This window comes from Pantoea sp. SIMBA_079 (assembly GCF_046940275.1).
GTDB classification, from domain to species: domain Bacteria; phylum Pseudomonadota; class Gammaproteobacteria; order Enterobacterales; family Enterobacteriaceae; genus Pantoea; species Pantoea borealis.
Map to the genome: position 1 here is coordinate 83,294 of NZ_JAWRYR010000011.1, position 18,660 is coordinate 101,953.

General features: G+C 52.3%; 20 protein-coding genes and 1 pseudogene. 8 read left to right on the forward strand and 13 right to left on the reverse strand.

The window, feature by feature from the left end:
- Nucleotides 1-21 precede the first annotated feature (21 nt).
- The 3 genes from traT to SB719_RS14625 form a co-directional block, all read right to left on the reverse strand.
- Nucleotides 22-753 carry a complement resistance protein TraT gene (traT, locus tag SB719_RS14615; protein ID WP_065647990.1) on the reverse strand — a complete coding sequence of 244 codons (732 nt, stop codon included), beginning with the start codon at nt 751-753 and terminating at the stop codon, nt 22-24.
- Nucleotides 754-1,068: 315 nt separating this feature from the next.
- Entirely contained in the window at nt 1,069-2,607 is a 1,539-nt protein-coding gene (locus SB719_RS14620) for a methyl-accepting chemotaxis protein (protein ID WP_065647989.1), read from the reverse strand.
- 111 nt (nt 2,608-2,718) lie between these two features.
- Nucleotides 2,719-3,519 (reverse strand): glucose 1-dehydrogenase, encoded by an 801-nt coding sequence (locus SB719_RS14625; protein ID WP_412159346.1) that lies wholly within the window; start codon nt 3,517-3,519, stop codon nt 2,719-2,721.
- Between the two features lie 211 nt (nt 3,520-3,730).
- On the opposite strand from SB719_RS14625, the gene SB719_RS14630 reads away from it, so the two are divergent.
- The 3 genes from SB719_RS14630 (at nt 3,731) to SB719_RS14640 (ending at nt 4,889) form a co-directional block, all read left to right on the forward strand.
- Nucleotides 3,731-3,967 carry a DUF2171 domain-containing protein gene (locus SB719_RS14630; protein WP_065647987.1) on the forward strand — a complete coding sequence of 79 codons (237 nt, stop codon included), beginning with the start codon at nt 3,731-3,733 and terminating at the stop codon, nt 3,965-3,967.
- 356 nt (nt 3,968-4,323) lie between these two features.
- Nucleotides 4,324-4,569, forward strand: a complete 246-nt coding sequence (locus SB719_RS14635) for a hypothetical protein (protein ID WP_040113408.1) — start codon at nt 4,324-4,326, stop codon at nt 4,567-4,569.
- A gap of 62 nt (nt 4,570-4,631) precedes the next feature.
- Nucleotides 4,632-4,889: a hypothetical protein gene (locus tag SB719_RS14640; RefSeq protein ID WP_104085918.1), complete on the forward strand. Its 258-nt coding sequence runs from the start codon at nt 4,632-4,634 to the stop codon at nt 4,887-4,889.
- 254 nt (nt 4,890-5,143) lie between these two features.
- Here the strand turns inward: SB719_RS14640 and SB719_RS14645 are convergent, their stop codons facing one another.
- The 3 genes from SB719_RS14645 to ycgZ all read right to left on the reverse strand — a co-directional run bounded on the left by SB719_RS14645 (nt 5,144) and on the right by ycgZ (nt 6,158).
- The gene (locus SB719_RS14645; protein WP_065648047.1) at nt 5,144-5,401 is read right to left on the reverse strand and encodes a biofilm/acid-resistance regulator YmgB/AriR; all 258 of its coding nucleotides are present in this window, start codon (nt 5,399-5,401) and stop codon (nt 5,144-5,146) included.
- 140 nt (nt 5,402-5,541) lie between these two features.
- Nucleotides 5,542-5,808 (reverse strand): hypothetical protein, encoded by a 267-nt coding sequence (locus SB719_RS14650; RefSeq protein WP_065647985.1) that lies wholly within the window; start codon nt 5,806-5,808, stop codon nt 5,542-5,544.
- Nucleotides 5,809-5,915: 107 nt separating this feature from the next.
- A complete protein-coding gene (gene ycgZ / locus SB719_RS14655; protein WP_065647984.1) occupies nt 5,916-6,158 on the reverse strand; it encodes a regulatory protein YcgZ in 243 nt (80 codons plus the stop codon).
- 433 nt (nt 6,159-6,591) lie between these two features.
- On the opposite strand from ycgZ, the gene SB719_RS14660 reads away from it, so the two are divergent.
- The 3 genes from SB719_RS14660 (at nt 6,592) to SB719_RS14670 (ending at nt 8,526) form a co-directional block, all read left to right on the forward strand.
- Nucleotides 6,592-6,831 carry a biofilm development regulator YmgB/AriR family protein gene (locus SB719_RS14660; protein WP_104085916.1) on the forward strand — a complete coding sequence of 80 codons (240 nt, stop codon included), beginning with the start codon at nt 6,592-6,594 and terminating at the stop codon, nt 6,829-6,831.
- Nucleotides 6,832-7,009: 178 nt separating this feature from the next.
- Entirely contained in the window at nt 7,010-7,597 is a 588-nt protein-coding gene (locus SB719_RS14665; protein WP_065647982.1) for a TetR/AcrR family transcriptional regulator, read from the forward strand.
- Entirely contained in the window at nt 7,597-8,526 is a 930-nt protein-coding gene (locus SB719_RS14670; protein WP_084798743.1) for a DMT family transporter, read from the forward strand. The genes SB719_RS14665 and SB719_RS14670 overlap by 1 nt, the downstream gene beginning before the upstream one ends.
- 940 nt (nt 8,527-9,466) lie before the next feature.
- Here the strand turns inward: SB719_RS14670 and traI are convergent.
- The 3 genes from traI to SB719_RS14685 form a co-directional block, all read right to left on the reverse strand.
- The gene (traI, locus tag SB719_RS14675) at nt 9,467-11,428 is read right to left on the reverse strand and encodes a TraI/MobA(P) family conjugative relaxase (protein ID WP_412159347.1); all 1,962 of its coding nucleotides are present in this window, start codon (nt 11,426-11,428) and stop codon (nt 9,467-9,469) included.
- Entirely contained in the window at nt 11,428-11,769 is a 342-nt protein-coding gene (gene mobA / locus SB719_RS14680; RefSeq protein WP_412159348.1) for a plasmid mobilization protein MobA, read from the reverse strand. Before mobA ends, traI begins: the two co-directional genes overlap by 1 nt.
- Before the next feature lie 493 nt (nt 11,770-12,262).
- Nucleotides 12,263-13,383, reverse strand: a protein-coding gene (locus SB719_RS14685; RefSeq protein ID WP_412159349.1) for an IS3 family transposase whose coding sequence is annotated in 2 segments (ribosomal slippage) — nt 12,263-13,125 and nt 13,125-13,383 — 1,122 coding nt in all. Because the reading frame shifts where the segments join, the coding sequence is not laid out codon by codon here.
- A gap of 82 nt (nt 13,384-13,465) precedes the next feature.
- Between SB719_RS14685 and SB719_RS14690 the strand changes: the two genes are divergently transcribed.
- Entirely contained in the window at nt 13,466-13,954 is a 489-nt protein-coding gene (locus tag SB719_RS14690; RefSeq protein WP_104085912.1) for a DUF2938 family protein, read from the forward strand.
- Between the two features lie 223 nt (nt 13,955-14,177).
- Here the strand turns inward: SB719_RS14690 and SB719_RS14695 are convergent, their stop codons facing one another.
- The 4 genes from SB719_RS14695 to SB719_RS14710 all read right to left on the reverse strand — a co-directional run bounded on the left by SB719_RS14695 (nt 14,178) and on the right by SB719_RS14710 (nt 17,453).
- Nucleotides 14,178-15,995 (reverse strand): tyrosine-type recombinase/integrase, encoded by a 1,818-nt coding sequence (locus SB719_RS14695; RefSeq protein ID WP_412159350.1) that lies wholly within the window; start codon nt 15,993-15,995, stop codon nt 14,178-14,180.
- A 224-nt stretch (nt 15,996-16,219) separates the two neighbouring features.
- On the reverse strand, nt 16,220-16,384 hold the full coding sequence (locus SB719_RS14700) for a hypothetical protein (RefSeq protein WP_233207452.1): 165 nt from the start codon (nt 16,382-16,384) through the stop codon (nt 16,220-16,222).
- Nucleotides 16,381-16,917, reverse strand: coding sequence for a tyrosine-type recombinase/integrase (locus SB719_RS14705; RefSeq protein WP_412159351.1), 537 nt, complete (start codon nt 16,915-16,917; stop codon nt 16,381-16,383). The genes SB719_RS14700 and SB719_RS14705 overlap by 4 nt, the downstream gene beginning before the upstream one ends.
- A 95-nt stretch (nt 16,918-17,012) precedes the next feature.
- Complete coding sequence (locus SB719_RS14710; protein ID WP_412159352.1) at nt 17,013-17,453, reverse strand: site-specific integrase; 441 nt, start codon at nt 17,451-17,453, stop codon at nt 17,013-17,015.
- On the opposite strand from SB719_RS14710, the pseudogene umuC reads away from it, so the two are divergent.
- A pseudogene (gene umuC, locus SB719_RS14715) lies at nt 17,434-18,582 on the forward strand (translesion error-prone DNA polymerase V subunit UmuC); the annotation flags it as partial. The gene SB719_RS14710 and the pseudogene umuC overlap by 20 nt on opposite strands.
- Nucleotides 18,583-18,660: the final 78 nt, after the last annotated feature.

An 18,660-nucleotide genomic window follows, 5' to 3' on the forward strand; every position in this document is an offset into this window, starting at 1 on the left:
AAGCACCAGCGGCACCCGTGATTACATGATGCCTGCCACGGATTTCGCCAGCTGCGCTTCCAGCACCGGCTTCGCTTCTTCAAACTTGAGATTGACCTTGTTGGCGTTGGACACCACGCGCGTCTGATACTTCATGCGGTTGCCCTCTTCGCTGCTGGTCTGCAACTTAATGCCCGATGTGCCCTGACGCAGTGCGGCAATGTTGTCAGTGGTCACGGCGTTTTTACTGCGTTCGGAGATCTGCAGATCGGTCACCATGGTGAAGTTAACATCTTCAATCAGCGCATCGGCTGCCATTCCTGCCAGGCCTGCGGCCAGACCGACGCCAAGCATCGCACCACCCGAGTTACCGTTATAGGCCGTAATGCCGGCACCCAGCGCTGCACCGGTAACCGCGCCTTCATAGCCGGTCGCCAGGAAGCCCTGCGACTGGCGCAGATCCATTTTTTCCGCTTTCAGCACGTTAGCCTGAATCCAGTAGAACGCGGTATCGGGCGAGGATGTGACAGTATACCCTTTAGCCTGCAGGTCCTGCGCCAGCAGCGACTGCAGATCGCTCATATCTTTGTCAGAGGTATTACGCACCTGCAGATAGACCGTTTTCTGACTGGAAGGCTCAAGCCATACCGTCTGGCTCATCTGCGTTTTAACTTCAAGATTGCGCTTTTTGATGGCGGTAGTCATGGCGCTGCAGCCGGAAAGAACGATGCAGGAGGCGACGACGGCCGCCACCAGGGGTTTACGATGGTTCATTTACTGCTCCCTGAGAAGAATTAACTGCGGCGCACTCTTGCCCGCAGCACACCTGTAAAACAGGCGCAAACGTACCGGTTTGCGCTAAGGTGGCAGGGAGGAATATCGGCAAAGCGTAAGATAAATTTACGCTTTGAAGAAAATAAATTTGTCAAAAAGGCACCACTATTTCTAATACATTGAAATAGTAGCTTTTTATAGATGAATTTTCAGATGTGCTCTTTTAATCATTAATAGTGAAGCAGTGTTCACAAAAGGTTCTGTATTGTGGTCTGAGAGATTGCCAGCCCCTTAAAAAGAGCCGGCACGGGGCGCTTATGCCAGATGGAAAGTGGAAACTGAACGGGTCAGATACTGTACCTGCTCTTCAAGCGATGCTGACGCAGCCGCTGACTCCTGTACCAGTGCAGCGTTCTGCTGCGTGACAGAGTCCATTTCAGTCACCGCTTTCTCAATCTGACCGATGCCGCGACTCTGTTCACCTGACGCCACGGAAATATGCTCCATCAAAAGGTTAACGCGGCTTACCGACGCGATGATAGCGCTCATCGCCTCCCCGGTGCGGCTGACCTGCTCCGAGCCGGTGTGGATAATCGCTACCGACTCTGCAATCAGCGTCTCTATCTCTTTGGCTGCCAGCGCGCTGCGCTGTGCCAGATTGCGGACCTCTCCGGCAACCACTGCAAACCCCCTGCCCTGCTCACCCGCTCGCGCTGCTTCCACAGCGGCGTTCAGCGCAAGGATGTTGGTCTGAAACGCGATCCCGTTGATCACCGAGATGATCTCTTCGATTTTTTTCGAGCTGGCGTTGATCAGGTCCATCGACACAATCACCTCACGCGAGACTTTTTCACCTGTTTCCGCATTTTGCACCGCCTCGCCTGTCAGGCGGCAGGCTTCAAAGACGTTGTCAGTGTTCTGCTTCACCGTAGCACCCAGCTGTTCCATGCTGGCCGCGGTTTCCGTCAGCGCCGCAGCCTGCTGCTCAGTGCGCGAGGCCAGGTCAACGTTTCCGGCTGCGATTTCGCCCGAGGCGGTGGAGACCGAATGCGCGGAGTCACGTACCTGCATAATGATTTGTGTCAGGGCAAGACGCATCGCTTCCAGCGAGCCCATCAGACTCTGAATTTCACTGCGCGACGCGCCCTTTGCCGGAACAGGGCGGTTAAGCTCGCCGGCGGCGATCAAATCGCAATGCTGTTTTGCCATGCTGAGCGGCAGCAGCACAAAGCGATGCATCAGCAGTGAAATCACAACAATGATGCCGACAAACAGCGCACCAAACAGCACCAGCAGCATCAGGCCGGAGTGAAAGTGACGTTGTGCGTCATCATTGAGCTGGCGTGCATAAGCTTCATGCTGCGCCAGTACCTTATCGAGGATAATTTCATACTGGCGATCGAGACGGACGACGGTCGGGATTTGCGCTTTAAAGCGTGCCTGATCGTGCGCTTCAGCGGCCGCCACCAGCGGCCGGATCCCTTCATCGCGATAGCTGAGATAAGCCTGCCGGTAAGCTTCTGCTTCTGCTGCCTCACCGGCCAGACGCGGGGCATCCATATAGGCCTGAAATGCCGCGTCTGCTTTGACAGCCACCGCTTTAACACTCTCAAGTGACGCTGCTGATGCGGTATCGTCCCCCTCGCTCGCTTTCATATATTCCATCACCCTGACGCGCAGCGTACGGCTGTGGTTGATAGGATCGATAACGGAGAGCACTACGCGGATCTCTTTGTTAACGGCGGTCAGCGAGGCGTTACTGCGCACCAGCAGCCAGCTGCTGATGGCCACGCTGGCCAGAAACAGTACCAGCATCGTGAGGAACACCAGCAGTGAGGATTTTTTCAGCGACATAATTAACTTCCGGTTGAAGGTGGAGAGTTAGTTATATCGGCCCGGCGACGCAACTCATTAGCCGTGAAAGTGTCGCAATCGACTGATTGCGACAGCGTAATTGGTAAGTGCTTAACCGTTATCGCGAAAGCCAGGATAGAGACTCATCCCGCCATCAATAAACAGCGTGGTGCCATGCACGTAGTCGGATAAATCGCTGGCCAGCCATATCACCGCATTACCCACATCTTCCGGATCGCCTACCCGGCCATAGGGAATGAGCTGCAGCAGCTTTTTCTCCGCGTCGCCCTCCGTGGCTTCGGTATTGATTGGGGTTCTGATGGCCCCCGGCGCAATCGAATTAATGCGAATGCGCTCCTCACCCACCTCCTGCGCCAGGCTACGCATCAGCAGATCGACACCCCCTTTAGAGGCGGCATAGTTGATATGGCCAGCCCAAGGGATGAGCTGATGAACCGAACTCATATGAATGATTTTTCCGGCAGCGCGGCTCACGTCCAGACGTTTCTCCTGCTGGCGAAACTGACGCAGCGCTGCCCGGGCACAGAGAAACTGACCGGTGAGATTAACCTGGATAACTTTGTTCCACTCCTCCAGCGTCATATCGCTGGCTGGCGCATCGCGCTGCAGTCCGGAGTTCGCGACCAGGATATCCAGCCGCCCAAAATGGTTGATGGTTTCAGCAAACAGCGCCTCTACGGCTTTTTCATCAGAGACATCACCCCCTACCGCCACCGCCTTACCGCCGCGCTGCCGGATCGCTTCTGCCAGCGCCTCGGCAGGCTCCTGCTGGCTGTTATAGTTGACTACCACCGCTGCACCCGCCGCAGCCAGCGCTTCGGCGCAGGCGTAGCCAAGCCCTGAACTGGCGCCGGTAACCAGCGCAACCTGTTTCTCCAGTGATATCTGCATGCTGTTAATTCCCGTTATGAACAGAGAGGAGGCTGGCAGCGCGTGCCGCCAGCGGCTACAGGAAATCATAGTCGGCGCAGCAGAATTGGTCGCGTCACGGTTCGCCTAAATATTTCATTCTGTAAATTACTGGAAATCTGCGGATTAATAACCAGACTTAAGCAGTCCGGCAGCAGAACTGCTGCATTTACATTCACAGAACGGAGGCAATATGGTAAGCAAATCAGAAATCCTGGATCACGCACAGGTTGTTGACGTCAACGGTGAGCACGTGGGCATTGTCGATCACTTCGAAGGCGAAGATAAAATCAAACTGGCGAAAAGCGATCCGGAAGCGGGCGGTAAGCACCACATCATCCCATTCAGCTGGGTTAAAGAAGTTGATGATAATAAAGTCATTCTTTCCAAATCAAAGGATGACGTTGAAGCCGAGTGGCAGAGCGCATAATCTGTTGTCGGACCGCAGCAGCCCTGCTGCGGTCTGGTTTTTACACGTGTGAAGAGCCCAATACCGGCTGATTCAAAAAGCATTGCTTCTGATACGAAAAGAACTCACGATCCAATCGATAATATCCTTCGACTCTCCTGACAGAATCCTCTCCCGCTACTCCGGCCTCTGAAAAGTCCAATGGCAGAATCCGACTTTTCATTTAATAGATCTGCTGCTTTTACGCTTCACAACATCCTGCTGTGTGCATCACAACGTAACGCAGGCTTTGGTTTCCGCCACGCTTCTGGCTATGATGACATCCAGTCACGACGTAGGTAGAGCCGTAAAGCGTCAGAGCAACACAGGAGGCAGCGATGCTTAGCGACGAACGCCTGCAATATATAGCAGGTAACCCTGATAATAATTCCCCAGAAGCCGTTGAAATGGCGCGCGAAATATTGCGTTATCGCCGCGCACTGGCAGAGCCCTATGCCATTATCGAGCCTTTGGGTATGCAATATCTGGGGGATGGTAACGGCGCCATGGTATTTCCGCCCCGTTATCGTGAAAGAAACGATATCAACCTTTATCGTCTTGATGAAAATGAGATGGCTGACTGAGCCTGACAACGCCTCAATGCCCTGTGATAGACTCGCCGGGAAACCTGCAGCCGGACCGCGTAATGAAAAGTGACCTAGAAGAAAAACTGGCAGAAATAATTATCGGCGAAACAGTAACGGAGCTGCTTGATGCTGGCACTACTATATCCCTGCAAACGCTGCTGGATCGGCTGTATGACAAAGTCAGCAGCAGCGCTGATGAAACCTATCTGCGCGCAGCATTACATGTTATTGACGGCATCAGACGCGAAATGCAGTTAACAACAGCTGTTGAGGCTGATAGCGCTGCATCTCACACGGCAGAAGATAACGTGCATTAAGGCAGCGGGCCTTAGCTGCAAAAACTCACATCGGAATTATCCTTTTGTCTCATCTGCTCCAGGCAGATCGCGTAATCCGTGCCAGGCTTATTTAACGTTAAAGCCGTTACTGATAGGGAGAGAATGATGATGAAGGTGTGGATTGCTATTACGTTGATCGCTGCAGCGAGCTGCTCAGTATGGGCTTCAAAGGGTGGTTTTGAGACCTCAGCAGCCATTCCTGCCGCACAGAGCGTGCAGCAGGAATAAAAATCTTAAATACCTTCGTCGTCCGGTGTGCGTCCGACCACTATCTCCAGCGCATTACGCAGTACATCAAGGTGTACAATGTCTGATGTGCTTTCCAGCTCGGCGATAAGATACAGGATAATGGTTTTGCTGGTGACGCGTTTGCCGTGCACAACAATATCGCGGATGACCGCATCCAGCACGGCTGTTTCAGCAGCCAGCTTCTCGCCAGCGTGACGAAAATGGTGAATGATGTCGGCTTCGGTCGTTTGGGTGTGCTGCATTTCTTGCTGCATAGTCTTTCCGTTTAATTCCGCACCAGCGGCTGAGTTACCAGGCTAACTGCCTGAAATAAAGACGGCCATCCGCAGATGGCCGCATCCTGCGGGCTTATTGCCACACTTCGCTTGCGCGAATATATCTCTTAATGCTTTTTACTGCCTGCCTGAACCGACTGTAGCGCCATCACCGGCATATCCTGAGTCTGCCGCGCGCGCGGAAACTCTTTTGCTACTTCATCCAGTGCACACTGCAGTGCCGCCAGCCGTTCAGGATGTGACTCCAGCGCTGCCATTCGCTTCAGAGTAGCAACCAGAGCGGTTGAATTGATACGGCCGGCATCACCGAGCAGTAATGTTACTGCTTCGCCGATAACGATATCAGTCAGTCTTTCCAGGTTACTTCGTTGCATACCCGCTTCTTATATTTGCGTGCCTGCTCCGGCAGTGATATCTGGCTGCCAGTCCGGACAGCCCTGAAAGTGCTGCAGGATAAACTGAACACGCGGTTGAAGGCGTCTCAGCGATCAAACAGCAGCCCGATAAGCGCCTGGTAGTGACGCTCTTCTTCCACACTCGCTGCGACCTCCAGACGACGTAAGAGCTTTGAACAGATCGCTTTGCGATTAAGATTTTTACCCGCACGCAGGATTTCTACCACAATCTGGCCCAACGTTTCCTGCTGTCCCGGTACGGAAACCTTGCTGAAGTAATGGGCAATATCATTTGCTGTAGTTGGATAGTTCGCAATGTCCTGGCGCATGGGGAACCTCTGTAATGGTTGAAATATACTCATCGCTCAATGAGCGTAAACTTATACAACATTGATAAACTTGTACAGCGATTGTGTATATCCCCTGGCTTGATTTTTTTGCAAAAAATGCTAAGCACTATTTATCATGGGGTTATAAATGAAAATAAGGATAAGTAAGTTGTACAGCTATATCAGCAGCTTCGATAAAAAAGCAGTAACTGATGCAGAAAGCTTGTAGGCAATGCTTTGTCTTCAGAAAGAGGATGCTATCCCTGCATGAATTGTTAATCATCAGAAAAATAAATTGTATAGGTGACTGTAACTTATAGATATTTATTAGATCCAGACCAGTCTGCGGCCGCTCTTACAAATCAACGCTGTACACATCGCTACGCATCGTTTACTTTGCGCACGACCCCTCTATTAACTTTCAGGTATTTCAATGCGCCAGGACGGACTGCCTTCTGAAAATACAATCGGGCTGACTGGCTACTTCAGCAGGGTAACGCACCCCTGCCAGATTGAAATGCTGGGCAGGATCACTGTCGAAATCCTTCGTCAGGAGCGACGTCTTACCCGAACTGCAGTGTGCCTTAAATTGATCGGCTGGCTGGACAGCACCGAGGATGCCGCAGAGGCTGCGCATCTGCGCGAGCTGCTCGCTATGCTGTTTGGCCGTTAATAACATTAATCATGCTGCCAGCCCGCTTTTGCGGGCTGTTTTGTATTCACTTTTTTCCGCCTGCCCTTTGTTAACGGGATAAAAAAGTCATTCACTCCGCTGAATGCCTCCTGGGGTTGCCATACACTTGTGAGTAGGTAGACTAGTCTACCTACTCAAAACGCCATTGGGGCTGACAATGACGCAACAGTCTGCTGATTCAGAAACGGCTTATGAAAAGCTACTCAACGCCGCACGCATTCTTTTTTACAACCACGGAATAGGCGGCACAGGCATTGATGCGATTGTGAAACGGGCTGGCGTCGCAAAGAAAAGCCTGTACAACAACTTTGCCTCTAAAGATGAACTGGTAGCAGCTTATCTCAGGGTGCGGCATGAAGAGTGGCTGGCGCTGTATGAAAAGCGGCGTCAGATCGCTACGACGCCCCGGGAGCGGGTTCTGGCCGTCTTTAAAGCGTATGAAGATCACGCTGAGTATGCTTATGAACACGGCTTTCGCGGCTGCGGGCTGCTGAATGCCGCTGCAGAGTTGCCTGCCGGAGCACCGGGACGCCAGGCTGTACGTGAACACAAAGAGGAAGTTGAAGCGATTCTGGCTTCGCATCTGGCTGAGCTGATACACGGAGAGGAAAAAAATGCCGGCCTGGTGGCAAAGCATTTCGCCTTCCTGCTGGAAGGCAGCATCTCCCGGGCAGGCCTGGAAGGGAGCAGTCACTGTGTGGCACAGGCCCGCGCGATGGCTGAACAGATGATGGAGGCGTGCTGATGCTTTCATCGGGACAACGGCTGGGCGGCATAACGGGCGTGCTGGTGGCCGCCATCCTCTGGGGTACCACCGGCACGGCGGCTACCTTCGCCCCTGAGCTGAGTCCGCTGGCGATTGGGGCCGTAGCGATGGGCATCGGCGGTTTATTACAGGGGCTTATTGCGGCTGGCACACTTCTTCGTCAGCGCCGGCTTATTGCCGCACAGTGGCACTTTCTGGTCACCGGCGCGCTCGCGGTTGCCGTGTATCCCCTTGCCTTCTATGCCTCAATGCGTTATGCCGGCGTCACAACTGGCACGGTGATTTCGATTGGTTCGGCTCCGCTTCTTTCAGCTCTGATTGAGTATCGCTTCGACGGCGGGCGCCTGACAAAGCAGTGGCTGTGCGGCGCAGTGCCGGGGATCGCCGGAATGATACTGCTCTGCCTGGCGCAGAGCAGCGGAGAGGCTGAGGCTGCCGGCAACGAACACGCCCTGAGCGGTATCGCTCTGGGTCTGCTGGCAGGGTTTACCTACGCGTTCTATTCGTGGTCGGCGCGACGCCTGATGCAGGCGGGTGTGGCATCCGGCGCGGCCATGGGAGCAACGTTTGGTGCGGGCGGCATCCTGCTGATGCCCGTACTGTTTATGACGGGTGCTCCGCTACTGGCGAGCTGGAACACTGCGGCTGTCGGGATCTACATGGCCCTGATCCCGATGTTTGTCGGCTATCTCTGCTACGGCTATGGCCTGGCGCGTATCCCCGCCAGCATGGCCACCACCATCACCCTGCTCGAACCGGTGATTGCGGCGTTGCTGGCGGTTCTGCTGGTGGGTGAAAGGCTGCCCTTTGCCGGCTGGGCAGGTGTCAGTCTGATCGTCGTCTGCCTCGGCATTATTACCGCGCCGGCAAAGAAGCATTTGCTCAAAGATCCCCGTTTATTAAGTTAATAACAACTGGTACAGGTATCAAGGCGAGAATGAACTCTCGCCTTGATAAATTCAATTTCGCTAACATAAAGGGGGAAATTTCATAATGGCAATGGCAGCACTTAAAACATTATAATTAGATATGATGCCGCCACCAATCATAAATAAATTTAAACCACCTTCAACTTAACACGTGAGTTAATAAAACATCCTTTTACCTACGCACTTCTATGATTGAATTCATAATTAATAACTCCATTTTAAGGTAATTTCTGCCATCCCCTTAGCTTTACAGAATTTCAATAAGTTAAAATAAAAACCATAATAAACATAAAGCCAAATAAAATATATAACAACAAAACTAACCAAGCGCTTTATTGATCTTCATGTTTATTATTAACACCATTGAAATTAGCAAGAAATTAAAAAAACCAAACCACTTTATAATAATGCATATAGGAACAAGGCTTGGATATTAGGATTCAGCACATTGAAAATAAATAAAAAATAAAAAAACCTATAACTGATGGGACGAATAAAAAAAATCAAAAAATATCAAGAACAGCAAGATGTTGACAAAAAAACAAAAAACCCAACCCCCTAATAATTCAAACTTATCGGCGAGAAAAAAATTAAGCCATTTGATAACACCCTAATTGATTAGAGATAGAAAATATTAAAAACACCATTAAGCATCGGGAAATATTAATATATTGGCGCTACATCTTAGACTTACCAGCATAAAAAAATTAGCTCCTGCACAATACCGGTTTATTTTAGTAACCTAATTTTTAATAACGCTAGGAAATAACTTGTAAACAGCTTCAAATGAATAGGATCCACGGCAGCCATGGCAGCCTCCTCAACAGGTTGTAATGGTTAGCTGGTTGTAGAGGGGTTCAGCCTGTGCAATCAGCGACTAAGTACTTCAGTTTGAGTTATGTCTTCGCTATTACTCTCCTCACGGTCGTGGTAAATCTTTAGGTAACGGACGGACTGCATCGTCCATCCTGCTCTGATATTCAGTATGACTTGCTTCCGCCCTGACGTCCTGACCGCTCAGATGACGCTCAGTTGCGCGCACGTTTGCCATGTGCTGCTGATCGCTGACGCTGAAAGATTGCTCGTCCCGTTTCGTGACGTTTCTCACCGCGCCGGCATAAAGCACGCGGTTAACGGCAGCCGGGTCCCCCTGTAAAACAGTATTCTCACCGCTGCGCCAGGCAATCAGTTCGGCAGCCAGATCGTTGTTATGACGGTCAGACGCTGCGTCAGCGGCTGCGTAAACCTCAACCCTGTTGCCAAAGTCGGTTACTGCAGGTTTACCGTCGCGCAGATAGGTCACCGTACCGTCTCGTAATAACGCTGTGTCATGCGCGCTGGATTTGAATGTCGGTACGTCTTCAGCCGGCCCGAAATGAATAACAGCGTTTGGCTCCGGCCAGGCAGATTGACGTTTAGACGCTGCACGCTTTTCACGATAGGCCCATCCGCGCATCTGACTGATTGCGGCGACGTCGCCGTTAAGCGCTTCCTGTTCAACCCACGACTTCCAGGTCAGGTGACGCGCCTGTCCGGTTTCTTTCAGCGTCTGCCGCTCTTCACGCAGCTGCAGTCTCAGCTCTGCTGCTGCCTTCATCTTCTCAAACTCAGCAACCCGATACATCAGCTTGCGCATCAGCGGATCCCGGACGGCCTGACGCACGTTCGCCTTCGTAGCCACGCAGTGAGCGGATATCTGCCGGAAGCGTTCGCCCGCGCGCAGGTCGGGTCTTTCCCAGCCGGCGCGATAAGCATCATAGCGCGCGCGCAGGATGTCGCGGGCAACGGCTCTCGCTTCGCGACGTTCACGGCGGGCCTCTCCGTCACGGACGTGCAGCTGCGGCAGATAAAACTTATCAACCATGAGCATGCCGGCCTCATGATTTTCCGGGTCGGATGCGGGCGGTGCGGGCAGGAAACTGCCGTGCTTTGCTTCCATCGCCTGCAGACCGATAGCCGGATGAATGTCTGATGCTTTCACGCTGATGCTGTCAGGATTGAGCAGATCGAAAACGGCGAGGCCGCCGTTCTGTTCCCGCACGCCAAGCCCGCGTGTATACATGACGTTGTGAAGCAGCGGCCAGCTGAGACTGCCCTCTTCGGACAGGTCGCTGATCATCTGACGCGTCTCGCGAACGGCGTAGCCGTGAAGGCTTTCCTTATCGGAAAAGATTTCTCTTTTAGCTGCGCCGCGCGGCGCTGAAGGCAGCGCACGACGCGTGCGGTACAGGCTGCCGTCCCCGCTCATTTCCCAGCTGCCGTTGTCCACGTTGAAGCCTAAATCGCGCTCCAGCACGCGGCAGGCTTTCTGCAGCGTGTCTGCATCGTTCCACATATTCTGTGCGCGGAACGTGACCGGATGAACGCGGTTAGCGGACACGTGACAGTGAACGTTATCGGTATCTTTATGAATCGCGGCAACGTACTGATGATCTGCCATCCCCAGCTGCGCCATGCTGTAGCGCACTGAGGTAAAGACGGCGTCAGGAGAAGGATTTTCGTCGCTCTGCCACGAGAGAATAAAGTGATAAACCGCATCCTTACAGTGGCGGTTCTGCATCGCGGTCATGTTCATTTCTGACGCTGCGGCTTCAAGCGAAAAGCAGTTGGTTTCGCACAACACTTCACCTGAAAGCACGCGCTGAATGCCCTCAGGTGAAATGCTGATAATTTCAGAAGCAGGCGATATGTTCTTACGGCCCACGTAGTCAACAAGCTGGCCAAAGTCCGGAGTCGCCGTAGAACCGGCATTCGGGGTATGCGCAGGCTCAGGCTGCACCTGTTCAGCATTTTTGTTTTCTTCGCGCGTGCTGACGTATTCAACGAGCTTTCTGAAGCTGGTCTTTTTGTCGCGACGTTTTGGCGGGATGATGACGTTCATCAGTCCTTGATTTCCTCTGCCGGAACCGGCGCCATGTCCAGCGCATTGATGGCGTAAGTGATGCTGGTCAGTGCGCCGGAAAACTGCTGGCTGAGTTCGGTTGTCATGTTGTCCTTCATCTGGGTATAGAGGTGCTTTTGCAGACCACCCAGGCGGAGAAGTTCGTTCATCATCCGGATATCCGTACGCACCATAATGCGGCGGCTCAGAGCGGTGCGCCGCAGGTACTCAGACGTTGTAAGTCCGGCAGCGACAGCCTTTGCCTTAATAGCTTCAGCCTCAGCTTCCGTACAGCGAAGCTGAATGAGTGTGTTCTTCTGACGCTTCTCACTTTTCGACATAACTCAACCTTGGCACATTACCCGGGTCTCGGGGCGGAGCCCTGAGCAGGTCGTTTTGGCGATACCGTCTGCGTGCAGGCGGTAATGACAAAACATTTCCTGCCCCGTGTTTTAATATCAAGTTAAGGATTTTACCACTTCATTGCAGACTGCGCTATGAAGTGGTATTTGGTTAGGTGTTTTATCATCGCCAACCGAGCCTTGCGGAGCTTAAAACCAGATTTATTCGGATTATAACTTAATCAGGTTCGATGGGGTAAATACACTGATGGCAGTAAAGAGCTACACGCTTAGTAAGGTGTATGCGCATCTTGAAAATTTTGGAATTTATAATGTTACACTTAGAAATTTTGAAGAGATCACTATGGATAAAAAGAAGCATCAGGATAAGCGGGGGCTGGTAAGATCTTCAGGTGATGTTAAAGCAGCAGCCGCTGACACCAACCGACAGAGGTAATAGTGACTGACCTGCCCCCAATATTAGATACAACCTTCAGTTAGTAATGTCGGTTTGTTTACCTTCACATTCTCCATTTCGCCACCGTGCTGCAAACTCTGATGGCGTCTGATAATTCAGTGCTGAATGTGGACGACATTCGCTATAATCCTGACGCCATTCGCTGATGGTTTTCCTGGCATGGCTGACGTCGCTGAACCAGTGTTCATTCAGGCATTCATCGCGAAAGCGTCCGTTAAAACTCTCAATAAATCCGTTCTGTGTCGGCTTGCCGGGCTGGATAAGTCGCAGCTCCACTCCATGCTCAAAGGCCCACTGATCGAGCGCGCAGCAGGTAAACTCCGGGCCCTGATCGGTTCTTATCGTAGCCGGATAGCCGCGAAACAGCGCAATGCTGTCCAGAATACGCGTGACCTGCACGCCTGAAATCCCGAAGGCAACAGTGACCGTCAGGCATTCCTTTGTGAAGTCATCGACGCAGGTAAGGCACTTGATCCTGCGACCAGTAGCCAGCGCATCCATGACGAAATCCATCGACCAGGTCATGTTGGGCGCCGCCGGGCGGAGCAGCGGCAGACGTTCTGTTGCAAGCCCTTTACGACGACGTCTGCGTTTAACGCCCAGTCCGTTCAGATGATAAAGGCGGTACACGCGCTTGTGATTAACCAGAAGCCCTTCTCGGCGCAGTAACTGCCATATGCGGCGGTAGCCAAAACGCCTGCGCTCCAGTGCCAGTTCAGTAATGCGCCCTGATAAATGCGCATCAGCCGCCGGGCGCTGAGCCTCATAGCGGCAGGTCGACAGAGACAAACCTGTAAGCCTGCAGGCACGACGTTGCGACAGACCGGTCGCATCACACATAAACTCAACGGCTTCCCGCTTCTGGCCTGTCGTCAGTACTTTCGCCCCAGAGCCACCTGAAGTGCCTCCTTATCCAGCATGGCTTCGGCAAGCAGCTTCTTGAGGCGCGCGTTCTCCTCTTCAAGAGATTTAAGCCGCTTCACCTCAGGAACTTCCATGCCACCAAACTTCTTGCGCCAGGTGTAAAAGGTGGCGTCGGAAATGGCGTGCTTGCGGCAGAGCTCACGGGCAGAAACGCCGGCTTCCGCTTCGCGAAGAATACTGATGATCTGTTCGTCGGAAAAACGCTTCTTCATGGGGATGTCCTCATGTGGCTTATGAAGACGTTACTAACATCGGGGTGTGTTATTCAACGGGGAGCAGGTCAATGGGGCAAAAATGAGTACGTGGATTGCTTTTAGTCTGATTGTGGGTATCGGTTCTACCCTTATTCTGGATCTGTGGGTAACCCTGGTTAAAAAAGTAGCGGGAGTCCCACCAACGGACTGGGGCATGGTTGGCCGCTGGCTTACAGGGATTCTGCGGGGGAACATTGTTCTCGATAACCGTACTACCAGAGCACCCGGAACGATTGAAAAAATGACAAGATGGATTTTCCATTACCTCATCGGTATTGCTTATGCACTGCTGTTGTTAGTTTTCTGGGGTACCCGCTTTGCTTTGCAACCGAGCCTTCTCCCTGTCTTCATCATTGGCGTTGTTGTCAGCACTTTTGCAGGCTTAGCTTTGCTGATGCCTGCCATGGGTGGCGGTTTTTTTGGGAGAAAATTACCGAATCAGATCTTAATGATTATCTACATCATCGTCGCCCATATTGCCTTTGCCATTGGCCAGTATGGATTTGCGCAACTTTATTCAATCAATTAAACGCTAAACGAATCACTTGAATCAATAATCTGCCTAATTGCTGAGGCTGGTATTAGACCGTCAAAGCTTGTTCTGACACAGTTAAAGCAAGCTCTTAACCTGAATTTCTCTTTACTCCGGCAACTTATTTAAAGTATTTATTTTGCTCATCAGAGCCATCCGGGGAGCAGTACCCTTGGGGGCTCTCGAAAGCTCATAAGTTGGACATTCAGCTAACCACATACTATTTCCGCTGTCCGGGAGAGGCAACGCTTCTGAGTTTTTTCAGAAGCCGCTCGACTGCTTCAATGTCATTATCTACCGCTGCTAGTTCATCCTCGGTTAAGGGAGTTTCTTGCATAAGCTTTATTAAGTTTTGGCGGCCTTCCAGATACTGAGCTTCCGATGAGGATTTTGGTATGTAAAAAGAGCATTTTGCACAGGCCATGCGATGTGGACATTGATCAAAAAAATCATAAGTACAGAAACCATGCCCGAGATCATAATAGCGCCACGGCTTTCCCTCTGCTGCCTGACCTGATGCGACTATGTTCTGATCGATGAGTAACGAAACCACGCGACGATTACGTTCAAAATACCCCGCTTTATCGAATGAAGCGGCAAGCCTCGTTGGCGTAATATCGACATAATGTCGGGTGGATTCCGGTGAAGAATGCCCCAGCCATTTCTGCAGTTCGAAAATATCAAGCGGTTCCCGGGCATTATAAAGCTGGCTGGCGATAGTCGCTCTTGCTCGATGACTGGTGATCCTGCCTCTGGCATCATGCTCAGGAATGCCCGCTTTTTTACACAGCAACGGAACGAGAGAATTATTGATGTAGCTTCCATGCACCCGTTTTCCCCGATGCATAAAAAGAAAATGAACACTCTCGCCGGTCTTTGGATCTTCCTGAAGCGCCTGCGGGCTACGAACCAGTTCCCAGCGTTCAATATAATCTCCAACAATGGAGTCAACCGGTTTTGTAAATGCTGCATAAGTCTTACTGACCGGGACATCCATCAGGCAAATACGTTGTCCGTCATTTTCTTCTGAGGCCTGCCAGCGGATACAGCCGCACCGCATGCGCAGAATTTCATCACGTCTGAGACCACCAAATAACCAGAGCACACTTAATGCCCTGACCATCTCAAGCGGATAAAAATAGGGATACCCGACGCAGCCTGGCAGGTCTGTCTCCTGCAGGTTTTGTCCGGCGTGAATTAATTTACACCAGAGCTCATCACTCACAATGCGAGGGTCAGGCCCAATCTGCGTGCTAAGACTCCGCGGAGACCTGAGGATTCTTTCAGGGCTGAATTTGACCGGCATCCATCCCCATTCCTGGAGGTCATGAAAAAAAGTATGTACGTGTCTGATTAGCCCTGCTCTCGCAGACGGTTTCATCATACTACCTCGACGCTCACGGTACATTCCTCCTGGGTTCGACCATTCACCAACTTTCATTTTGCATGCTGCCGTCACCCATGCCATGGCAGTCTCCCGTGTCCAGTTGACTGGTGACACGCACTCCGGATGACAATCCGCCAGCCAGCGACCACACTTAAGCAACACATACCAGCAAGCTTCAATACTGGAGGGACGCTGCACAGAGGTAGCACGCCAGCGTTCACACCAGGAAAGCCATTCAGCGGGCACATCGGTCACAGCATTGTATTCCCGGGGCGGCCGGCGACGTTGCGACACCCGATAATCGAAACCTTCATTGAAAATCCCTGATGACGCTAGTATACGCGACAACGTAGCAGCAGACTTGCGGAGGTAAGCCGGCCCTGCAGAAGCTATATATTGCAACGTGTCGACATTGACGCGCTCTGGCTGTGGTTCCCGCTGAAGCAGCATTGCGATGCACAAGGCATTCCTGATGCCGTTATTTCTCCCATCGCCAGGAACATATCCCACTGCAGTCATCATTTCGCTAAGTCTGAAGACTGCAGCATCCGTATGCTGACGCCCAAAAACTTTGAGACAGAGCCGATACTGATAAAAAACACCGCAGGATTCCAGACGATCAAAACCACACAGCAACCACGCCAGTGCCATCACGTATTGCCGGCAATTACCACTGGCTCCAAACCTTTGGTGAAAATCACCTTCTGTGCTGCAGATGACTTCGGACCACTCTGACTGTGTCCAGGCCCAGTATGTTTTTCGGAGACGTTGCATCTCTACGGTTATATCGTGAAGGGATGAATTGTATGGAGCCCTGGCCGCATGCATCCTTACCAGTGTGTCGCGTAGCGGTAAGAGAAGACGAGACAGTTGTTTTAATATCTCAGGCGGCCAGTTTTTTCCACCCTGCCGGAAATGCTAATCAGCGTGTCCAGCGCTTCAAGCTCGCCCACAGCAAAATCAGGTCGCGTATCCCAAAGCGGATCGGGAAGGCTGAACTGTATTGCAGGACAGGGCGCGGTCTGTTCAGATTGCATCATGGTGAAGAATCCTGGAGGTGCAACAGAGTAAGGCGGTGAGTATACAAAGACTCCACTGTACAGTTGAACCGACGGCTCAGATCGCGTGCGCTGAGATGAATGTACAGCAGTGTTGACTGGATGCGACGGTGCCCGGCAAATGCGGCAATTTCGTGGATATCCCACCCCGTGCGGGCCAGTTCCGTCAGGCAGAGATGCCGAAAGGTATGTGTACTGATGAGTGGCAGCCCGGCTTGCAGCGCCAGGCTGCGTACCACTTTTGACCAGGTCCAGCCGCTGATGGGCTCCGTCCGGTTACGCAGCGAGTGCGACAGAAAAAGCGGGCCTCGGGATGCACTGAGCTGACGCCGCTCAGCCAACCAGGCCATGTAAAGCTCACCGGTCACCGGGGAATAAGGCACCACCCGGCCAAATCGGTTTTTGGTATGCTCTGCCCGAACAGAGAGCAACCGTCGGGATGGATCGATATCACCAGTAGTCACTGAACAGAGTTCTTCCCGGCGTAATCCACAGTCGTACGCCAGTGCCAGCATAAAACGGGTTCTGATGTCAGCCTGCGCAGCTACAGTCAGAAAATGCAGCCAGTCTTCATCAGCAGGAATCCACGGCAGTCGCCGCTGTACAGGAACTATGCCCGGTTTTCCCTTCCCGTTATTTTTCCAGATCCCCCTTCTGACTCGATTTTTTCCCGTAGCCCCTCTTCACAAAGCCAGTCGCTGTAGAGTCTCACCACCGTCAACCGGTGACGGATAGTCGCAGCTGAGAGGTGACGGCCAGCATGCAGGCTGCGGATATACAGTGCAACAGTATCATGCCCGGCGCCGGTTGCCGTCAGGCCACAAGCGTGGCAAAAGCTCAGCCAGTCATTGACCACACGGGCATAAGCGTCAACGGTATTTGGAGCTCGCAACAGGTCTTCCTGGAGGTTTATCCAGCGGCATGCCGAAGCATCTCCGGCCAGTAAAGGCAAAGCGTCTGTCAGCTTCTTTTGCACGGCGTGACCCTCTGAGAATCGTTTGTATGAAATATAGTCATTTCCAAATAACATAGATGCAAAGGTACTTGGCATTAAAATGGGAACCCCCTGGTTTCAGATAAAGAATCAGCCTTATCCAGAAAAAGTGTTCATTTTCAGTTCGAACTACGGGCTTTACCATAGTCTCAGCCAGCGTGTGATGACTGCTCTGGAAGAGCTGACGCCTCGTGTCGAGCAGTACAGTATTGATGAAATGTTTCTCGTTCTGACGGGAATAAACGGATGCGAAGACTTTGAGCACTTCGGCCGGCGCCTGCTCGCGCATGTGCTGGCCACAACCGGACTGACCGTCGGCGTGGGCATGGGGCCGACAAAAACCCTGGCGAAATCAGCGCAGTGGGCCAGTAAAGAGTGGAAGCAGTTCCGCGCCGTGCTCGCACTTACGCCGGGCAATCCGAAACGCACCGAAACACTGCTGGCCAATCAGCCCGTGGAGGAAGTCTGGGGCGTTGGCCAGCGCATCGGTAAAAGACTGAACGTCATGGGCATCAGCAGTGCCCTGCAGCTGGCGCGTGCGCACCCTGCCCTCATTCGCAAAGCCTTCAACGTGGTGCTGGAGAGAGCCGTACGCGAACTGAACGGCGAGTCATGCATTCCGATCGAGGAGCTACCGCCAGCCAAGCAGCAGATTTGCTGTTCAAGATCCTTTGGCGAACGCATCACCTCAAAAGTGGCCATGCAGCAGGAGCTGTGTCAGTACGCCACGCGTGCGGCTGAGAAGCTCCTATGCGAACGACAGTTTTGCAGGCGCATCAGTGTCTTTATCAGAACCTCGCCACATGCTGTTAACGAGGTGTTTTACGGCAACACGGCCGGTGAAAAGCTGACGCTGCCCACGCAGGATACGCGCGACATCATTGAAGTGGCCATGCGCAGTTTGGACCGCATCTGGCTGGAAGGCCGCCGGTACATGAAAGCCGGTATTATGCTTGATGACTTCACGCTAGACGGCGTGAGTCAGCTTAACCTCTTTGACGACGTACAGCCGCGGGCTAACAGCGCACAGCTGATGAAGGTACTCGACGGCATCAACCAGTCCGGGCTGGGTCACGTGTGGTTTGCAGGACAGGGAACTAATACTGAATGGAGAATGAAGCGGGAAATGCTCAGCCCTTCCTGGACTACACGCTGGTCAGATATTCCTGTTGCACGTATATTGTAACCCGACCTGATAAGCTAAATGGCTATTTCTAGGGTTGAATGTGTATTCCACATAATAAGCGCTGGGTGTAATATTGGT